General features: G+C 71.4%; 18 protein-coding genes. 7 read left to right on the top strand and 11 right to left on the bottom strand.

What is annotated here, in order from left to right; translation table 11 throughout:
• The first annotated feature begins 416 nt into the window (after positions 1-416).
• Positions 417-743, top strand: coding sequence for a hypothetical protein (locus OHO83_RS22115; RefSeq protein ID WP_266672753.1), 327 nt, complete (start codon positions 417-419; stop codon positions 741-743).
• Between the two features lie 40 nt (positions 744-783).
• On the opposite strand, the gene OHO83_RS22120 is transcribed toward OHO83_RS22115, so the two are convergent.
• Both OHO83_RS22120 and OHO83_RS22125 read right to left on the bottom strand, forming a co-directional pair.
• Positions 784-1,350: a flavoprotein gene (locus OHO83_RS22120; RefSeq protein WP_266672751.1), complete on the bottom strand. Its 567-nt coding sequence runs from the start codon at positions 1,348-1,350 to the stop codon at positions 784-786.
• Between the two features lie 130 nt (positions 1,351-1,480).
• On the bottom strand, positions 1,481-1,888 hold the full coding sequence (locus OHO83_RS22125; RefSeq protein ID WP_266672749.1) for a hypothetical protein: 408 nt from the start codon (positions 1,886-1,888) through the stop codon (positions 1,481-1,483).
• Positions 1,889-2,393: 505 nt separating this feature from the next.
• On the opposite strand from OHO83_RS22125, the gene OHO83_RS22130 reads away from it, so the two are divergent.
• Positions 2,394-2,669 (top strand): hypothetical protein, encoded by a 276-nt coding sequence (locus OHO83_RS22130; protein WP_266672747.1) that lies wholly within the window; start codon positions 2,394-2,396, stop codon positions 2,667-2,669.
• A 96-nt stretch (positions 2,670-2,765) separates the two neighbouring features.
• Here the strand turns inward: OHO83_RS22130 and OHO83_RS22135 are convergent, their stop codons facing one another.
• Both OHO83_RS22135 and OHO83_RS22140 read right to left on the bottom strand, forming a co-directional pair.
• A complete protein-coding gene (locus tag OHO83_RS22135) occupies positions 2,766-3,173 on the bottom strand; it encodes a rodlin (RefSeq protein WP_266672745.1) in 408 nt (135 codons plus the stop codon).
• A 109-nt stretch (positions 3,174-3,282) separates the two neighbouring features.
• Complete coding sequence (locus OHO83_RS22140; RefSeq protein WP_266672743.1) at positions 3,283-4,182, bottom strand: LCP family protein; 900 nt, start codon at positions 4,180-4,182, stop codon at positions 3,283-3,285.
• 377 nt (positions 4,183-4,559) lie between these two features.
• Between OHO83_RS22140 and OHO83_RS22145 the strand changes: the two genes are divergently transcribed.
• On the top strand, positions 4,560-4,799 hold the full coding sequence (locus tag OHO83_RS22145; RefSeq protein WP_266672741.1) for a hypothetical protein: 240 nt from the start codon (positions 4,560-4,562) through the stop codon (positions 4,797-4,799).
• 9 nt (positions 4,800-4,808) lie between these two features.
• Here the strand turns inward: OHO83_RS22145 and OHO83_RS22150 are convergent, their stop codons facing one another.
• Complete coding sequence (locus tag OHO83_RS22150; RefSeq protein ID WP_266672739.1) at positions 4,809-5,219, bottom strand: rodlin; 411 nt, start codon at positions 5,217-5,219, stop codon at positions 4,809-4,811.
• Between the two features lie 235 nt (positions 5,220-5,454).
• On the opposite strand from OHO83_RS22150, the gene OHO83_RS22155 reads away from it, so the two are divergent.
• From OHO83_RS22155 to OHO83_RS22170, 4 genes are all read left to right on the top strand, one after another.
• A complete protein-coding gene (locus OHO83_RS22155; protein WP_266672737.1) occupies positions 5,455-5,868 on the top strand; it encodes a rodlin in 414 nt (137 codons plus the stop codon).
• Positions 5,869-6,092: 224 nt separating this feature from the next.
• Positions 6,093-6,275 carry a chaplin gene (locus tag OHO83_RS22160; RefSeq protein ID WP_266676520.1) on the top strand — a complete coding sequence of 61 codons (183 nt, stop codon included), beginning with the start codon at positions 6,093-6,095 and terminating at the stop codon, positions 6,273-6,275.
• 103 nt (positions 6,276-6,378) lie between these two features.
• Entirely contained in the window at positions 6,379-7,158 is a 780-nt protein-coding gene (locus tag OHO83_RS22165; RefSeq protein WP_266672735.1) for a chaplin, read from the top strand.
• A gap of 874 nt (positions 7,159-8,032) precedes the next feature.
• Positions 8,033-9,358, top strand: coding sequence for a glycoside hydrolase family 26 protein (locus OHO83_RS22170; protein WP_266672733.1), 1,326 nt, complete (start codon positions 8,033-8,035; stop codon positions 9,356-9,358).
• Between the two features lie 36 nt (positions 9,359-9,394).
• Here the strand turns inward: OHO83_RS22170 and OHO83_RS22175 are convergent, their stop codons facing one another.
• From OHO83_RS22175 to OHO83_RS22200, 6 genes are all read right to left on the bottom strand, one after another.
• Positions 9,395-10,516: a GNAT family N-acetyltransferase gene (locus OHO83_RS22175; RefSeq protein ID WP_266672732.1), complete on the bottom strand. Its 1,122-nt coding sequence runs from the start codon at positions 10,514-10,516 to the stop codon at positions 9,395-9,397.
• On the bottom strand, positions 10,516-11,178 hold the full coding sequence (locus OHO83_RS22180; RefSeq protein ID WP_266672730.1) for a lipopolysaccharide biosynthesis protein: 663 nt from the start codon (positions 11,176-11,178) through the stop codon (positions 10,516-10,518). Before OHO83_RS22180 ends, OHO83_RS22175 begins: the two co-directional genes overlap by 1 nt.
• 7 nt (positions 11,179-11,185) lie before the next feature.
• The gene (locus OHO83_RS22185) at positions 11,186-12,328 is read right to left on the bottom strand and encodes a glycosyltransferase (RefSeq protein ID WP_266672729.1); all 1,143 of its coding nucleotides are present in this window, start codon (positions 12,326-12,328) and stop codon (positions 11,186-11,188) included.
• Entirely contained in the window at positions 12,325-13,026 is a 702-nt protein-coding gene (locus OHO83_RS22190; protein WP_405638330.1) for a polysaccharide deacetylase family protein, read from the bottom strand. Before OHO83_RS22190 ends, OHO83_RS22185 begins: the two co-directional genes overlap by 4 nt.
• Before the next feature lie 97 nt (positions 13,027-13,123).
• On the bottom strand, positions 13,124-14,794 hold the full coding sequence (murJ, locus tag OHO83_RS22195) for a murein biosynthesis integral membrane protein MurJ (RefSeq protein WP_406338300.1): 1,671 nt from the start codon (positions 14,792-14,794) through the stop codon (positions 13,124-13,126).
• Complete coding sequence (locus tag OHO83_RS22200; protein WP_406338302.1) at positions 14,791-16,170, bottom strand: O-antigen ligase family protein; 1,380 nt, start codon at positions 16,168-16,170, stop codon at positions 14,791-14,793. The genes murJ and OHO83_RS22200 overlap by 4 nt, the downstream gene beginning before the upstream one ends.
• Between the last annotated feature and the right edge of the window lie 4 nt (positions 16,171-16,174).

Consider the following 16,174-nt stretch of genomic DNA (forward strand, 5'->3'; position numbering starts at 1 on the left):
CGAGTTCCGATGGATACCTCGCTGGTCGTGGACGCGGCTGCGCAGCCTCCCCGCAGATCTGCGCTCTGCCCGCGCACGCGAGGCGACCTTCCGCGAGGTGGCTCCCGATCGGCGTGCTGGTGATCGAGTGTGAGTCGTCTGCGGGACCCGTACGGCTCTGGGCCCGCAAGGAGCATGCGGGTCTCGTCATGGAGATGATCCGGCGTACGGACACCCCGAACTCACGTGGTCGATGGACCGGGGAACGCAAGGGGAGACACGGCAACCGGGGAGGCCGGCAGATGGCGGGTAGCGCGTGCATGGCATGCAGGTTCATCCACGGGGACGAACCGCTTCCGGGTGGGACGCTGCTCAGGACGGCGAAGTGGGTCGTGCAGCATTCGAAGGGCCCTCTGGGCATGGGCACACTGGCAGTCATGCCGGTCAGGCACGTCCTGCATGTGTCCGAACTGACCGGCAGTGAGTCCGCGGAGCTGGGCCCCCTGCTCCAGCGAACGAGCGCAGCGGTGACCGCCGTCATGAACCCTGAACAGGTCTATGTCTGCCTGTGGTCACACGCCGACGCCGTTCCCGGCCACCTTCACTTCGTGGTGCAGCCCGCGTGCCGATCCGACATGACCAGGCACAACGCCTATGGCCCGGTACTGCAGTTGGCCATGTTCGAGGCCGATCGGATACCGAGCGAGGCAGCCGTCGAAGAGGTGTGTACTCGTCTACGGGCCGAGCTCGGCGCCTCCGGGTGACGTTCGTGGTCCCGGCCTCTCCGTCGCGCGGCTGCGCCGGTCACTGCCAGGCGGGTCGCCTGGGGGTGAGCAGTTCCAGGGCCTCCTCCCAGCGGAAGAGGGCGGCCGCTCCGCCGGCTTTCGGCCGGTGAGGTTCGTGCGTGCCGATCAGGATGCCCATGTCGCGCAAACGGTCCAGGCTCTGGCGGTACGCGGGGTGGGCGGCCTGGGCGGCATTGAGGTACGGCAGGACGGCGGTGGGGATGCCGAGACCGTATGCCTCGCACAGGATGCCCAGCGCCAGGGTGTCGGAGATGCCGGCCGCCCACTTGTTGATCGTGTTGAAGGTGGCCGGTGCGACCGCGATCGCGTCGGCGGGCGGCAGCGGGCGCGGGTCACCGGGTGCGCGCCAGGCCGAACGGATGGGATGGCCGGTCTGCGCCTCCACCGCCTCGGCGTCCAGGAAGCCGAGGCCCTGCGGGGTGGCGACGACGCCCACGTCCCAGTTCGCCTCCTGGGCCGCCGTGATCAGCTTGCCGACCTCGCCCGCTATGCCGGACGCGCAGACGACGACGTACAGGAATGGGTTCTTGGGCTGCTGGGCCGACTGGTTCGCATGGTCACTCACTTGGGGCCTCCCCGTTGGCAGCTGAAGCGGTGCCGTCCGGGCAGCGTACGGGGGTGGCTTTGGTGGCTCGGACCGTCGCTGCGTGCATGCCGTCGGCCAGGGCGCGGGGAGGGACGGATGCGGAAGCTGCTCACCGCGATTCCGGGCCATGTCCCGTCAGCGCGGTGATCACCGCGTAGAGCGCCGAGGTCACAGCCAGGCTCCCCACCATGACGAGGCCCACGCCGACCGCGAAGAGGCCGCTCGCGTCGTCCGACCAGTCCACATAGGCGGCCACCGTGAGACCGGCCGTCGGGCCGAGCACCGCGGCTGCGGCGTAGCGCCGGGATGCCGCCCAGTACACCGGTGGCAGCAGGGTCAGTACGAGTCCGATCACCTGCCACGCCTCGTACGGGCCGGTCGTCGAGCCGTCGGGGTGCACGTCACGCCGCTGGTCCCAGCCCAGCCAGCCGGCCCAAGCCGTCAGTGCCACCCCGGCCAGCGCGATGGTCGCCAGCAGGTGGACGGTTCGCTTCGGCAGTCGCTCGTTCGTGTTCATGGGCACAGGGTTCCTGCTCGCTCCATGACCGGCCAGGGCGCTGATACTCAGCTGCGACCGAGTACGACCGGCACCCGCCCCTCCCCTGAAGTCCGAGAAGCACGACGCGAAACCGGCAGCAAGACGGACGGAAGAGGGAGAAGCGATGCGCCGCAGACCGGAGGTCTGGAGGCCTATCAACTCGCCTACGACATACCCGTGTTCGACCACGGCCGCGTCGTCACCGAGGGACGCCGCATGAGCTGAAGCGGCGGGTCGGCGGTCACACCTTCCAGGTCCGCCCGACCGTGCCGGCCGCATCCGCTGCCTGGCTCCCTCCCTGCCCACCGGCGCCGCGCCTTCGGCCGCGCAGGCCTGCACCGAACCGACAGAGCGACTCGCACCAGTCCCGCCTCCCTCATGTCCCGTCCCAGGACGGGCGATTCCGTACGACTTCGGTACGCCTCTCGGGTGGGTGGGCGGTCACGCCCGTTTCCCCCGGCGCCCGTCGGCCGTTGCTGAAGGCATGATCTCCACACGACGTGTTCTCGCCGCGGTCGCTCTGGCCGCCGGCGCCTCCGCTCTCGCCATGCCCGCGGCCGAGGCCGCTCCCGTCGGTCCTCTCGGCGGCATGAAGCCGATCAGCCTCGACGACATCGCCACCAGCGCCGTTCCGGCCGAGCACAAGGCCGAGATCCCTTCGGTGAACGAGCAGCTCGGCGGCCTGAACCGGCTGAACGAACTGCATCAGGCCACCGACCTGGTGGCCCCGGTGACGGGACTCCTCCCCTCGGTCGGCTAGGGACACCGGACGGCTTCCGGCAGCAGTCGGACGGCGCACGGCAGGCACGAAAAAGCGGGGGCAACCGGACACCGGTTGCCCCCGCTCTCGCGGCTACTAGTTGTTGCTGTTGCCGTTGGCGGCGAGAACCGGGATGTCGTTCAGGATGTGCGAGAGCGGCTCGTCACCCTTGGCCTGCGTGGAGTTCTCGACACACTGCTGGTTCTGCGGGGCCGACAGAACCGGGATGTCCTGGACGGCGATCGGCACGAGGCCGACCAGCGAACCGACGTTGGCCTTGGCCGGCAGGCCGACGCAGGGCTTGTTCAGCGAGCCCTGGACGAGCCCGAGCTGCGGGCTCATGCTGCCGTACGTGGCGGAGTTGCCGAACGCCTGCTCGGCGTTGTTGCCACTGTTCGACGTGGTGCCCGTGTCGTCCCCGAGAGCGAGGGCCTGGGGGGCGGCGACTGCCGACATACCAGCGACGGAGGCAGCGATGGCCGCGGTTGCCCACAGCTTCTTCATGGTGAATCCCTTCAATTGGCGGGCTCCGGTCACGGAGCCGCATGGTCATCAACTGAGCCGGGCTGATGCGGTTTCGCGGTGCAACCCGATTGGCCCAGCGCACTTGCGGTCAGGAACAGGCCAGCGTGTTACCGCGCACCACCGTCTCGACCCCGATGCGCGGGGGGTCGGAGGGCTTCACGGTCGAATTGCGCGGGGTGAGGGTCCGGTCCTTGTTGAGCGTGGCGAACATCTTCTTCGCCGCCGCTTTGTCCCACTTCAGCGTCTCTCCGAGGCCTTCGACGACCGGATTGAAACCGGCGATGGGCACGGAGGTGAACTCGGCCCGTGAAGGGGACAGTCGGCTCAGAGCGGTACTGAGGGAGACGAGCTCCTTCGGCGTGAACCCCTGGTCGACCTTCGTGGCACCGAGCACCGTTCGCGCCAGATCGATCGCCCTGCCCGGATCGGCGAGGATCCCGCCGGTGTCGAGTCTGTGCATGACGCTGATCAGGAAACGGTGCTGGCGCTGGATCCGTCCCAGGTCGGCGCTTGCGTCCACATGACGCGAGCGGACGTACTGCAAGGCCTGACCGCCCCCGAGGCGGTGCCGGCCGGGACGGAGGTCGAGCTTGGTGGCCGAGTCGGACAGCCGCCTGGAAGTGCAGACGTCCACCCCCTCGACCGCGTTCACGCTGTCCATGAACCGTCTGAAGTCGATCTGCAGATAGTGGTCGACCCTGACGTTCGTCATGGCCTCCACCGTGCGGACCGAGAGTGCGGGACCGCCTTCCGCGAAGGCCGCGTTGATCTTCGCGGGGTGGGCGGGGAACTGCTCCCCCGTGCCCGGGTCACGGTGCGCGGGGATCCGCGCCAGCGAGTCCCTGGGGAGGCTGACCACGCTGACCTCGTCACGCCTCTGCGAGACATGGATCAGCATCAGCGAATCGGTGCAGTCGCAGGCGACGCCACCGGCGTGGAACTTCTTCTTCTCCCGGTTCGAGATGGCGTCCCGGCCATCCGTCCCCATGAGCAGAATATTTGTGCCGGGGCCCGCGGCAGGGCGGTTCGCGGCGCCGCTGAACGCATCGACCCGCTGAATCCTGTAGGGCAGCGCGGATACGGAATTACCCACAACGGAAACCGCCGTCGCGATAACCGCGCCCAGGGCTGCCGCACTCAGGCGGACATTTCTCCGACGGCCGGTCCGTGAAGGGCGTTGCGTCACCGGATTCGCTCCACAGCAGGGGGACAGATCTGACGGCACCGTATGCCAGCCGATTAGCTCGCACGGTGACCGCCCCGCGCGCCGCCGGGAAGTAACTCTTTCGCCCTAAAGGGAACTGTTTCGATTTCCGGAGAAGATGGAACAGAAGCCAGAGATCGCCACGAGGAAGGCGAAGTGCTGTGCCGGAGAACAAGAACCGCCGACCGTCCAGGGGCTTTATTCCGCAGAGCCGGGAGTCGCCCGAATACCTAATCGACGAGCCCCTTTACGGGGCGCTGCTCGACAACTGGAGACAGCAGGGGAGAACGCTTCCCGGGCTGCCCGACCAGGAGTGGGACGAGATCGTCGCCCGGGACATCTGGCCCGGCGACGGCCGAGGCCGTTGGGCCGCCGGAGAGGCGGACGGCCCAACGGAATGACGCCGCGGCTCAGTCGTTGGACGTGCCGTTGGCCGACAGGACCGGGATGTCTTCCAGAATGTGCGAGAGCGGCTCGTCACCCTTGGCCTGCGTGGAGTTCTCGACGCACTGCTGGTTCTGCGGGGCCGACAGGACCGGGATGTCCTGCACGGAGATCGGCACGGCGCCGATCAGCGAACCGACGTTGGCCTTGGCCGGCAGGCCGATGCAGGGCTTGTTCAGCGAGCCCTGGATGAGCGCCATCTGCGGGCTCATGCTGCCGTACGTGGCGGAGTTGCCGTACGCCTGCATGGCGCCGACGCCGCTCGTGGACGTGGTGCCACCGTCGTTGTCGATCGCCATGGCCTGGGGGGCTGCGATCGCCGAGATACCGGCGACCGAGGCGGCGACTGCGGCAGCCGCCATGACCTTCTTCATCACGATGAATTCCCTTCTCGTTGCCCCCGACCCGGGAGCCCCCTGCCCAACTCCGATTTACGCACATGGTTGTCCCGGTTCACTCTGACGGGTTCGCCCGGTCATTGCCGAATAAATGACTATCGGCCGATCGCTCTCTGCACGTGCAGCCCGACCGAGTGAAGTGCCGCAACCATTTCGGCCGAGGCCCTGTTGTCCGGGCAGCGTTAACTGGCGTCTGTGCGAAAAGGAACTGGAAATGCTCAAGAAGGCAATGGCAGCGGCTGCGGTCGCCGTTTCGGTCGTCGGCGTCTCGGCCGCGGCCGCCCCCCAGGCGCTGGCTCTCGGTGACGACGGCAGCACGACGTCCACGAGCGGCGTCGGCGCCAAGCAGGCATACGGCAACTCCACGACCGCCGGTTACCAGAGCCCGCAGCTCGGCGCGGTCCAGGGCTCGCTGAACAAGCCCTGCATCGGTCTGCCGGTCAAGGGCAACGTGGGCCCGCTGTTCGGCCTGCTGGTGCCGGTCGCTGTCCAGGACGTCCCGGTCCTGTCGGCCCCGCAGAACCAGCAGTGCGCGGAGAACTCCACGCAGGCCAAGGGTGACGAGCCGCTCTCGCACATCGTGGACGGCGTCCCGGTCCTGTCCGCGAACGGCCGCGACAACGGCTGATCCACCGGCCCCGGGAACCGGGCCGCCCGCCTTCTCCGGCGCGGCGGCCCGGTTTTCTTTGCCTTGAGGGCCCTTCTTTAACGCGGACGGCTCAATTCCCTTCCGCCTCACGGCTCGTTCTCACACCGAGGTAACGACCTCAGTCAGAACGACGCGAGAAGGGTAAGAGAGTGAATCTCAAGAAGAGCGCGACGATCCTCGCCGGCGCTGTGCTGGCCCTGGGCATGGCCGCTCCGGCGTTCGCCGATACCGGTGCCGAGGGTGCCGCCCTCACTTCGCCGGGTGTCATCTCCGGCAACGTGGTGCAGGTCCCTGTCAACGTCCCGGTCAACCTCTGCGGAAACACCGTCGACGTGATCGGTGCCCTGAACCCGGCGCTCGGCGACGGCTGCGCCAACGACGACTGATCACCGATTCAGCGCCGCGGCCGTCGGGCCGTGGCTTCGCCGGCCTTGGGCGCGTCCAGCACTCCAGGGCCGGCTTTCATCTGCGAGCAGGAAGAACAACTAGATGCGACAGGCCCTGAACTTGGGAATGGTCGCGGCTGCGGCCGCGACGAGCATTCTGTCCCTGCCGGGCTCCAGTGCGTTCGCCGCGTCGGGCGCAGACGGGCAGGCGGCGGGCTCCCCCGGCATTCTGTCGGGCAACACGGTCCAGGCCCCCCTGGACGTCCCGGTGAACGCGTGCGGCAACACGGTCGACGTCGTCGCCGCACTCAATCCGACGTTCGGCAACTCCTGTGCGAACGAAGGGGGTTCGCATGCTCGCCCTTCGTCCACTCACGGCGGCTCCGACCGGGCCGCCGGCGGTGCGGCCCACGGGACCGGGGACCACGGACACGGCGGTGGTGACGACATGTACGGGGGCGGTGCCCACGCCAGGGGTGGCGCACAGCATTCACCGGGCATCCTGTCGGGCAACTCCGTGCAGGCTCCGGTGGACGCTCCCGTCAACGTGTGCGGGAACTCCGGGAACGTGGTCGGTGCGGTCAACCCGGCCATGGGCAGCCACTGTTCCTCCGGAGTGGCGACCCCCGAGGAGATCTCCGAGGTGCCTCCGCCCACCGTCCGTACCGTCGAGCCCCCGGCCACGGTCCAGCCGCCGGCGGTGCAGAGACTGACTCCTCCGCATGTGAAGGTCCCCGCGCAGCACACCCATGTCACGGGCGGGCGAACGGAGTTGGCGCAGACCGGAGCGGACCAGGATCTGCTGGCCGCCGCGGCGGCGAGTGCGGGGCTGCTGATCGGTGGCGGGATCCTCTACCGGCGGGGACGTGCCGCCGCCCGGTGACGTGATCGCCGTACGTCAGGCCGGGAAGAACCGATGTTCGTGCTCTTCCCGGCCGGCGGAGAGGGCCGTTCAACCACGTGCTGCCACCCCGCGGCGTAATCGCCGACGGCTGGTGGGGGAGGCAGCCGGACCCCTCTCGTAACCGGGCCAGTCCACCACCGGGCGGCCCCCGCTGCGGAACCGATTCACCCGTTCGCCCGCACCGTCACTCCAAAGGACGCCACAGGCGCGAACGCGCCCGCGGCGGACCCGGTCACCTGTCCGACGTCCAGCGGTCGGCTTGCCGTCACCGACGGTCGTGCGCCGACCTGCTGCCCGATGGAGTGAGGCCGTCCGCGGAGTCCGCCGCCGTCGTCAGGTCCGCGAGGAAGTGACCCGGCCCCCGCCACTCGAAGCCCGACCCGGCGCGGGGCGTCGCGTGAGGGTCCGCGACGGGTGAGGAGTTCCTCCCGCGGGCCGACTCACCGCAATGGTTCCCGTGGCGTCCACGGGAATGAGGAAGGCGGGTCCCGCGACGCTCGCCGGGACCCGGCACGGCGCGGCGCCGATCTCCTCCGGAGAGACGCCCTGGCCCGGCGCCGGATGCTCCGCGCCCATACATCCGGAGCGCCGTAGGGGGCTTCCCCGCGAGACGGACGTCCACTCCCGTGCGGCCGCCTGGGGACCGCACGGCGCCGAGCGTTGCGTGGTGGCAGGGGCCGGGGTCGATCCGCGGCAGCACGGCGGGAACGCTGTCGTCGAGCACGCGGGGAGAATCCTGGTGATAGCCCGAACGGGCGACGAAAGAGGCGTGCGGACCGGTCCCCGGTTGGCGCATTACCCATTCGTGTGACTGAGTGTCAGCAATGAAGGAAGTGCGGCACGAGGAGTAGGCATGTCCCCACAACGCCGAAGGCTCATGAGCCGGCGCATCCCCTTGATGACGGCCGGGGTCTTCGCGTCAGCGGTGATCGCGTCCGGTTCGGTCGCCGCCGGAACGGCCGGGGCCGCCACGCCCGGCGACACGCCACCGGCTGAATCCGCCTCCCCCGTCCCCGGGGTGGCACAGCCGTCGGCCGCACCGTCCCCGGTCGCCACGCCCGCCCCCACCAAGGCGCCCACTCCGGCGCCCACCCCGACAGGCGGCGTCACGGACGCTCAGGCGGGCACCTCGACGTTCCCCGCGTTCGGTGCCTACCTCGACTACGGGCCGAGCGGCGTGCAGCGCATGGGACGGCTCAGCAAGTGGCTCGGCGGCTCCGAACTGCGCGTCGGGCACACCTACCTGCCGGGCGACCGGTGGAGCAACATCGAGGCCGCCCCCGGTTTCCTGGAGGACTGGGCGAGGTGGCGGCGCGAGCGGGACGACCGGCTCTTCGTGCTCAACGTCCCGATGTTGGAGCGCAACGAGGAGCACATCGGTGACACCCAGGTCCGCGCCCTCCTGCGGCAGGGCGCGGCCGGCGACTTCGACGAGCACTTCCGCCGCCTCGCCCAGCGCCTCGTCGACCTGAAGGTCCCGGACACGGTGCTCGTGCTCGGCTGGGAGATGAACGGGACGACGTACACGCACCGGTGCGGGCCCGACCCGGAGGCCTGGAAGGCGTACTGGAAGCGGATCGTCACGACGATGCGGTCGGTGCCGGGGCAGAAGTTCCGCTTCGACTTCACGCCCAGCCGGGGACTCGACGCCGTGCCCTGGACCAAGTGCTACCCGGGCGACGACGTCGTCGACGTGATCGGCATGGACGCGTACGACCAGCCCGAGGGCACGTCGTTCTCCGAGCAGGTCTCGGAGCCGTACGGACTTCAGGAGCACGTCGACTTCGCCAAGGCGCACAACAAGCTCATCTCGTTCCCGGAGTGGGGCCTGTTCCGTAACGGGGACAACCCGGAGTACATGCGACGCATGATCGGGTGGATCGACCGGCACAAGCCCCTCTACAACACGATCACGGACTACTGCCCGCACGGTGTCTGGCAGTGCGCAGAGAACCCCCAGGCGGCCCAGGTGTACCGCTCGATGCTCTCCGGCCGCCTGGAGCCGTCGCTGCCGAAGCCCACGCAGCCCACGACACCCGAGACGCCGCCGGTGACCCCGCCCGTCACGCCGCCGGTGACGCCGCCCAGCTGCGCGCCGCTCGAACTCGACGACTGGGTGGAGTACTGGCTCGGCGGGAAGCTGTGCCTGCGGTTCGACTGGTGGTCGCGGCGCTCCTGACGCGCGCCGGTGTCCCGGCCGGTGGCGGCGGGGTCGTCAGGACGTGCCGTCACCCCGGGCCTGCCACGCGTGCAGCGCTCTCTTGCCGAGGCGGCGTGCCGTCACGTCGCCGACGGCGAGGGCGAGCCCCGCCGACGTGACGGGTCGGGCCAGCACGAAACGCTGGTTGACGAGGCTGTGGGGACGCCAGTGGTACTTGTACGGCTCGGCGCCGCGCAGCAGGCTCAGGGAGTCGGACGCGCGCTCCTGGACGTGCTCGCTGCACGAGCGCAGCAGCATCGTGGTGATGTCGGCCTTGCGTTCGCGCAGGCCCGGATGGGCGCCGTACAGATAGCCGCCGACCAGGCGCGGCGACACGAAGGTCAGGTCGGCGGCGAGGACCGACCCGTCGATGCGGAACTCGGTCACGATCGCGTCGCCCGACCTCGCCATGCGGGAGACCGAGCGGGTGAGGTGCTCGGAGAAGCGTGGCCTGATGTGTTCCGTCGTCACCTTGCGGCCCTGCCACTGAAGTCGGTGCAGTTCGACCAGGCGCCGTACCGAGCCGACGACCTCGTCCTGCGGGACGACACGGCGTTCGATCCCGAGGGCGTCCAGCTTGCGGATCTTGGCGCGGGCGCGCTGCCCGCGGGAGGCCGACAGCCGGCCCACGATGTCGTCCATCGGGACGGGCGGCAGCTCCAGGCAGAGGGAGTCGTCGAGGCGGCGCCTCGGCCCCGGCCACCTCTCGTAGAGGCGCTCGACGGTGCTTCCCGGGCGGGCCTCACGGAAGTCGATCACATGGGTGCGGGCGAGCCGCCACAGCGCGTCGCCCAGCACGCGGGCCCCGGCACCCTCTCCCTCACCACCGCCGTCGTCGACGAGGACGTCGCAGAAGTCGGAGATGCTCCCGCCGAGCGGCACCAGGACCGGCACGGGCCGCCACCGCCGCATCAGCGGCGCCACGGCGACGAGCCGCCCGCCGTCACGGACCAGGACCACGCACAGGCCGCGCCCGGACCCGTACGAGAGCCACCAGGAGTGCAGCCAGGCATGGCTCTGGAATGGGGTGGCGGTGCGTGAACGGCGGTACAGCGCCTCCCACTCCTCGCCCAGCTCGCCGAACCGGACGCTGTCGGTGCACACCTCGACCGAGAGGTCCCCGCCCCAGGACCGCATCAGACACTCCCCTGCAGATCCGCGGCCGCGGCGGGCCCGGGGACGGTCGCGTTCGACTCCGTCCGCTCGCGCCGGGGCCGGACCAGCATCACGAGCCCGCCGAGGAGGCCGCCCGCGCTGGCGCCCACGAGACCGGTCACCTCGGGGGACGCCGAGGACGGCGAGGTGGGCTTCATCGCGGGCGAGAACTGGAGGAGTTTCACCTTGGTGCTGGCCTGCGTGCGGTTGGCGGTATCGGTCAGCGCCCGCGCCACCGCGTTGGCCATGTCTGCGGCCTCGCGCGGCTTCGCGGACGTCGCCGACACCGCGACCATCGGCGCGTCCGGCGACGTCACCGCCTGCACGCTGCTCTGGAGCTTCCGCACGGGAACCTTCGCCCGCGCCTGGGCGTCGCCGAGCACGGCGATCTGGGTGGCGACACGGCCGTAGGCCTGGGCGAAGCCGAGCGCGGCGGACGGGTCGGACTTCTCGTCCGGCACCGCGATCACGTAGCTCGTGGCGGAGTACAGCGGCGTCTTCACGACGCCGTACGCGCCGCCCGCGGCACCGCCCAAGAGGACCCCTGCCGCGATCAGCGACCACAGAGGGAGACGCTTCACGCGGGCGCCCGTCCGGGCGAGGGGACCGGCCGGGCCGACCCGCCGGTGAGGAGAATCGGTCATCACTTGCTCACTCTCGAACTCTCGGATCCGAACCGCCCAGGGCCGTCCCGTACAGCCGCAGGTGCTGTTCGGCGCTTCGGGCGATGCTGTAGTGGTGGGCTGCCGGGGACGGGGTGCGGCCGGAGGGCCGGGCCGCCACGATCCGCAGCGCCTGTCGTGCGAACGACTCCGCGTCGCCGGGGACGCGGACGGCCGCGGACTCCAGGTCCGGCGGCAGGTCCTCGACCGCGGGGCAGCTGACGTAGAGGACGGGCAGCCCCGAGGCGAGTGCCTCCACGACGGCCAGGCCGAACGCCTCTTCGTCCGACGGGGAGGCGAGCAGGTCCATCGCGCTCATGAGGGCCGGCAGATCGGGGTCGCCGACACGGCCCGAAGGCGACGCGTAGGGGCGCTCGCCGGCGAACACGACGCGGCGCACGACGCCCAGCTCCTGGGCGAGCCCGCGCAGCCGCTGCTCCTCGGGACCGTCCCCGACGAGGAGGAGCCTCACGTAGTCCGGCAGTTGGGCGAGGGCCCGCAGGAGGACGTCGAAGCGCTTGCCGGGGACGAGACGGCCGACTCCCCCGATGACGAAGTCGTCCCGGTGCAGGCCGAACACGTGGCGGGTGGCGTCGCGCAGTCCCGGATCGTGGGCGAAGCGCTCCACGTCGATGCCGTTGGGCACGACGTGGACACGGTGCCGGGGCACCCCCCACCGCACGAGGCGCTCGGCCACCGACGGGGAGACCGCCAGGGTGGCCCGGCCCACCCGCTCGCCCGCCAGATACAGCGCGCGGACACCGGCGGACAGCGGGCGCCCCTCCATCCGTCTCTCGCCCAGCGAGTGCTCGGTGGCGACCACGGCGCGGACCCCGGCGAGGCGCGCGGCGAACCGGCCGTAGACGCAGGCGCGGTACAGGTGCGTGTGCACGAGGTCGTAGCGGCCGTCGCGCACGAACTTGGTGAGCCGGGGCAGCGCGCCCAGGTCGCGGTTCCCCGTCATGCCGAGGTGCACGACGCGGATGCCGTCGGCGGTCAGGCCGCGGGCGACGGTGCCCGGGTTGGTCAGGGTCACCACGTCGCTGTGGACGGGCAGATGCCGCAGCAGGAGCCGCAGCTGCTGTTCGGCTCCGCCGGTGCCGAGACCCGTGATGACGTGCAGGGTCCTCATGTACGGGCCTCCGGCGCGGTGGACGGGCGGCGGCGCAGGCGGTGCAGGCGCAGCTTCAGTTCGAGGCGCCAGGCGGCGTCCGCCTGGCCGACGTGGACGCGCGGGAGGGCGAACTCGCCGGTGAGGTCGCCCGGCGAGATGGCGCAGGCGTAGCGGTACCCGGCACGGCGGACGGCGTCCGCGACACGGCGGTCGACGGTGCCGTAGGGGTAGCAGAAGCCGGGGACCTCGCGTCCGGTGAGTTCCTCCAGGCGTCTTCGGCTGTCCTCGGTCTCCGCGCGCAGGACCCGGTCGTCGACGTGGGTGAGGTCGACGTGCGTCAGGCCGTGCGAGCCGATCTCGATGCCCGCGGACGCGGCGGACCGGATGCCCCGTTCCGACAGGAGCGGCTTGCGCGGGCCCAACGGGTCCCACTCGTTGACGCCGTCGAGACGCCCGGGCAGGACGAACAGGGTGGCGCCGCAGCCGTAGTGGCGCAGCAGCGGCAGGGCGTTGTCGACGAAGTCGCAGTAGCCGTCGTCGAAGGTGAGCCCCACCAGGCCACGGTCCGTGCCGCGCGCGCGGGCCTCCAGGAGCGCCGCCATGCCCACCCCGCGCAGCCCGCGTCTGCGCAGCCGGCGGAGCTGTTCCTGGAGTCGCTCGGGGGAGACGGTGACGCGGTACGGATCGTCGCGGCAGTCGTCCACGGAGTGGTACATCGCGACCCACATCGGCGCGTCCGGGAGCAGCCGGCGCGTGCGGTCCGGGAGCCACCGCCGGGCGCGCGGAACACCTCCCGTCCCGATGCGTCCTGTGTCAACGGGCATGCCGGAGCCTCCTGGTGGCGGAGCGGACAACGGGAACGAGAGGCGCGAGGGACTCGGCCCTCAGCGCCCACAGGAGAAGGACGAACACGGCCGTCACGGCGAGACACCCGGCGGCACCCGCCGCGAGCGGCGACGTGAAGGAGGCCGCGGCCATCAGCCCCGCCACGGTCGCGCCCGCGGCGGCGAGCAGCGGCTTGCCCATCTCGACCAGGACCCTGGAGACGTCGACCGGGACGCTGCGCCGGTCCATCGCGGCGAGGAGGAGTACGGCGGTGAGGGTGATCCCGAACGCGTTGGCGCCGGCGATGCCCCGCACGCCCCACAGGTCGACCGCCCAGGAGCCCACGCCGGCCGTGGCGCCCATGCCCACGGCCATCGCGCCCACCGGGTACCAGGTGGGGCGGCCCGCCGAGAAGTAGGAGCGGACCAGGGCACCCACCATGGAGTGGCCGAGGAGGCCGAGGGCGTAGACGCGCATGACGGACGCCGTGGCGGCGGTGTCGTCGGCGGTGAACGCGCCGCGCTGGAACAGGACATGGATGATCTGCGGGGCGCAGGCGAAGATCGCGGCCGCGCCGAGGAGGACCACGCAGGCGGCGAGGCCGAGGTCGCGCTCGACGCGGGCGCGGGCAGCCGCGATGTCGCCGCGCGCGACGGCCTGCGCCACGACCGGGAACGTGACGGTGCACAGCATCAGGGAGAGCACCATCGGCAACTGGGACACCTTCTGCGCGTAGTTCAGGTGCGAGATGGAGCCCGCGGCGAGCGACGAGGCGAGGAAGCGCTCGATGAACACCTGCGACTGCTTGCACACGGCGAACGTCAGGACGGCGGCGACGAGCCCGAGGTGCACGGCCCGCCCCTCGGCCGCGGCCCCGTCGCCGTCCCGGTCCTCGCCCGCGCCCCTCTCGGCAGCCTTCGCTGAGGTCAGCCTCCGGTGGAACGCGGGCAGTTGGATCGCCACCATCAGGCAGCCGCCGACGGCCACGCCCATCGCGGCGGACCGCACACCGAAGTGTGTCCCGCACACGAGCATCGTGGCGACGATGCCGATGTTGTACGCGACGTAGATCGCGGCGGGTGGCAGATAGCAGCCGTGGGCCCGCAGCGCCGCGCTGCAGTATCCGGTCAGGCCGAACGTGAGGGCACAGGTGCCGGTCAACCGGGTGCAGTCGACGGCCAGTCGGGGGTCGGGCAGGCCCGGCGCCAGGACGTGCACGAGGAAGGGGGCACCGGCGATGAGCAGCACGGCCGCGGCCAGGAACGCGAGGCCGAAGCGGGGCAGTGACGACGAGACGAGGGACCGTACGGGATCGGCGCCTGTGGCCTGCGCGCGGCGGGCGACGGCGGCGCTGAACGCGGGCACGAGCACGAACGCCAGGCCGTCCTCGATGAGGAGTGTGGCGGCGAACTCCGGGACCGTCCAGGCGACCAGGAACGCGTCGGTCTCCCTGCCCGCGCCGAAGAGGTGTGCGAGGGACTGGTCGCGGCCGAGACCGAGGATCGCTCCGGCGGCCGAGAGGAGGGCCGTGAGCAGCGCGGCCCGCGCGAGGCGGCGGTTCGACGCTCCGGAGGGCTCGGTGGCGGGTGGTTCGGTCCGGAGCTGGACGGGCAGTCCCACGGCCGTCCGGGTCTCGCCGTCCGCGGTGGGGATGGTCACGGCGTCGCCGCCTCCTCCAGGGGCGCCTGCGGCGCCAGACCCCACCAGGCGACGAGGCCGATGACGAGGGCGGTCAGGACGGTCGACGGACCGCCGATGTCGGCGTACACGAAGTCCACGAGCTGCCAGCCGAGCAGGCCGCACGCGACGAGGCCGCAGTCCGCGCCGGGCCGGGTGCCCGCACCGCGCCCGAGGCGTCGCAGGGCGAGCAGCAGCAGCGCGACCCAGCCGCCCGCGAGCCCGACCAGGCCGATCAGGCCCTGCTCGCTGAGGATCAGCAGATACATGTTGTGCGGGGACAGCAGCGGCTGACGCTTGAACGCGGCGCCGGCGCCCGCCGTGTCGCTGCCCGAGGAGAGCGCGAGCGAGGCGTGGCTGTCACGTCGGGCGACGAACCCCTTGAGGCCGACGCCCGTCGCCGGATGCTCGCTCCACATGTCGACCGCCGCGGCCCACATCGTGTACCGGTCCGTGACGGACTGGTCGGGTGCGTCGGCGACCTGCGTGATGCTGCTCATGCGCTCCTGGAGCAGCTGCGTCCCGACGCCGAAGCCGCCCACCAGGACGACGGCCACCGCGGCGGCCACGGCGAACAGGCGGACGGCGCGCCGCACCCCGGCGAGCAGCACCTGCGCGCCGCAGGCCACGACGGTCGCGATCCACGCGCCCCGGCTGAAGGACAGCGCGAGCGGCAGGAGCAGCGCGAGCGCGCAGAGCAGGGCGGGCACGCGCCGGGCGGCCGTGCGGGCGCCGAGGGCCAGGCCGAGGGCGGCCACGAGCCCGTACGACACCACGGTCGCCATTCCCATGACGTCCGTGGGACCGAAGGTGCCGACGGCGCGGATGTCCTCGCCCATGTACGAGGCGCCGGTCCCGGTCAGGTACTGGTGGACGCCGATGCCGCCCTGCCACAGGGCGAGCCCCACGAACGACCGGGCGAGCAGCCGGAAGTCGCGGCGGTCGCGGACCAGGACCAGGACGGACACGGGCACGAGGACGAAGATCTGGCAGTACCGGACCATGCCCACGAGCGCGGTCGACGGCGATCCGGCGCCCGCCGCGGCGACGGCGATCCCGACGACGGGCATCCCGAGGATGATCGCGGCGGTACGCGTCAGGGGGCGCTCGGCGCGGCGCAGGGCGACGGCCACGCAGACGGCCACGACCAGGCCGGAGACCGCGTCGGCGAGACTGCCGCCCCCGGATCCGGCCGAGCCGGGCGTCAGCGGCAGGCCGAGCACGGCGACCATGAGGGGGACGGGGAGCACGGGCGCGTACCGGCCGAGGACGGCGACGAGCGCGGCGGCCGGCGCGGGGCGCGCACCGGTCGGACCTGGAGCCGTACGCAGTCCGGCGTCCGCGGGAGAGGCAGTCACCCGG

Origin of the sequence: Streptomyces sp. NBC_00569, from assembly GCF_036345255.1 — a bacterium.
In the GTDB taxonomy this organism is placed as follows: domain Bacteria; phylum Actinomycetota; class Actinomycetes; order Streptomycetales; family Streptomycetaceae; genus Streptomyces.

Coding starts and splice junctions, on each gene's coding strand:
- OHO83_RS22115 (WP_266672753.1), top strand. CDS start 417: ATGCCGGTCAGGCACGTCCTGCATGTGTCCGAACTGACCGGCAGTGAG.
- OHO83_RS22125 (WP_266672749.1), bottom strand. CDS start 1,888: ATGAACACGAACGAGCGACTGCCGAAGCGAACCGTCCACCTGCTGGCG.
- OHO83_RS22130 (WP_266672747.1), top strand. CDS start 2,394: ATGATCTCCACACGACGTGTTCTCGCCGCGGTCGCTCTGGCCGCCGGC.
- OHO83_RS22135 (WP_266672745.1), bottom strand. CDS start 3,173: ATGAAGAAGCTGTGGGCAACCGCGGCCATCGCTGCCTCCGTCGCTGGT.
- OHO83_RS22140 (WP_266672743.1), bottom strand. CDS start 4,182: ATGGGGACGGATGGCCGGGACGCCATCTCGAACCGGGAGAAGAAGAAG.
- OHO83_RS22155 (WP_266672737.1), top strand. CDS start 5,455: ATGCTCAAGAAGGCAATGGCAGCGGCTGCGGTCGCCGTTTCGGTCGTC.
- OHO83_RS22160 (WP_266676520.1), top strand. CDS start 6,093: ATGGCCGCTCCGGCGTTCGCCGATACCGGTGCCGAGGGTGCCGCCCTC.
- OHO83_RS22165 (WP_266672735.1), top strand. CDS start 6,379: ATGCGACAGGCCCTGAACTTGGGAATGGTCGCGGCTGCGGCCGCGACG.
- OHO83_RS22170 (WP_266672733.1), top strand. CDS start 8,033: ATGTCCCCACAACGCCGAAGGCTCATGAGCCGGCGCATCCCCTTGATG.
- OHO83_RS22175 (WP_266672732.1), bottom strand. CDS start 10,516: ATGCGGTCCTGGGGCGGGGACCTCTCGGTCGAGGTGTGCACCGACAGC.
- OHO83_RS22180 (WP_266672730.1), bottom strand. CDS start 11,178: ATGACCGATTCTCCTCACCGGCGGGTCGGCCCGGCCGGTCCCCTCGCC.
- OHO83_RS22185 (WP_266672729.1), bottom strand. CDS start 12,328: ATGAGGACCCTGCACGTCATCACGGGTCTCGGCACCGGCGGAGCCGAA.
- OHO83_RS22190 (WP_405638330.1), bottom strand. CDS start 13,026: ATGTACCACTCCGTGGACGACTGCCGCGACGATCCGTACCGCGTCACC.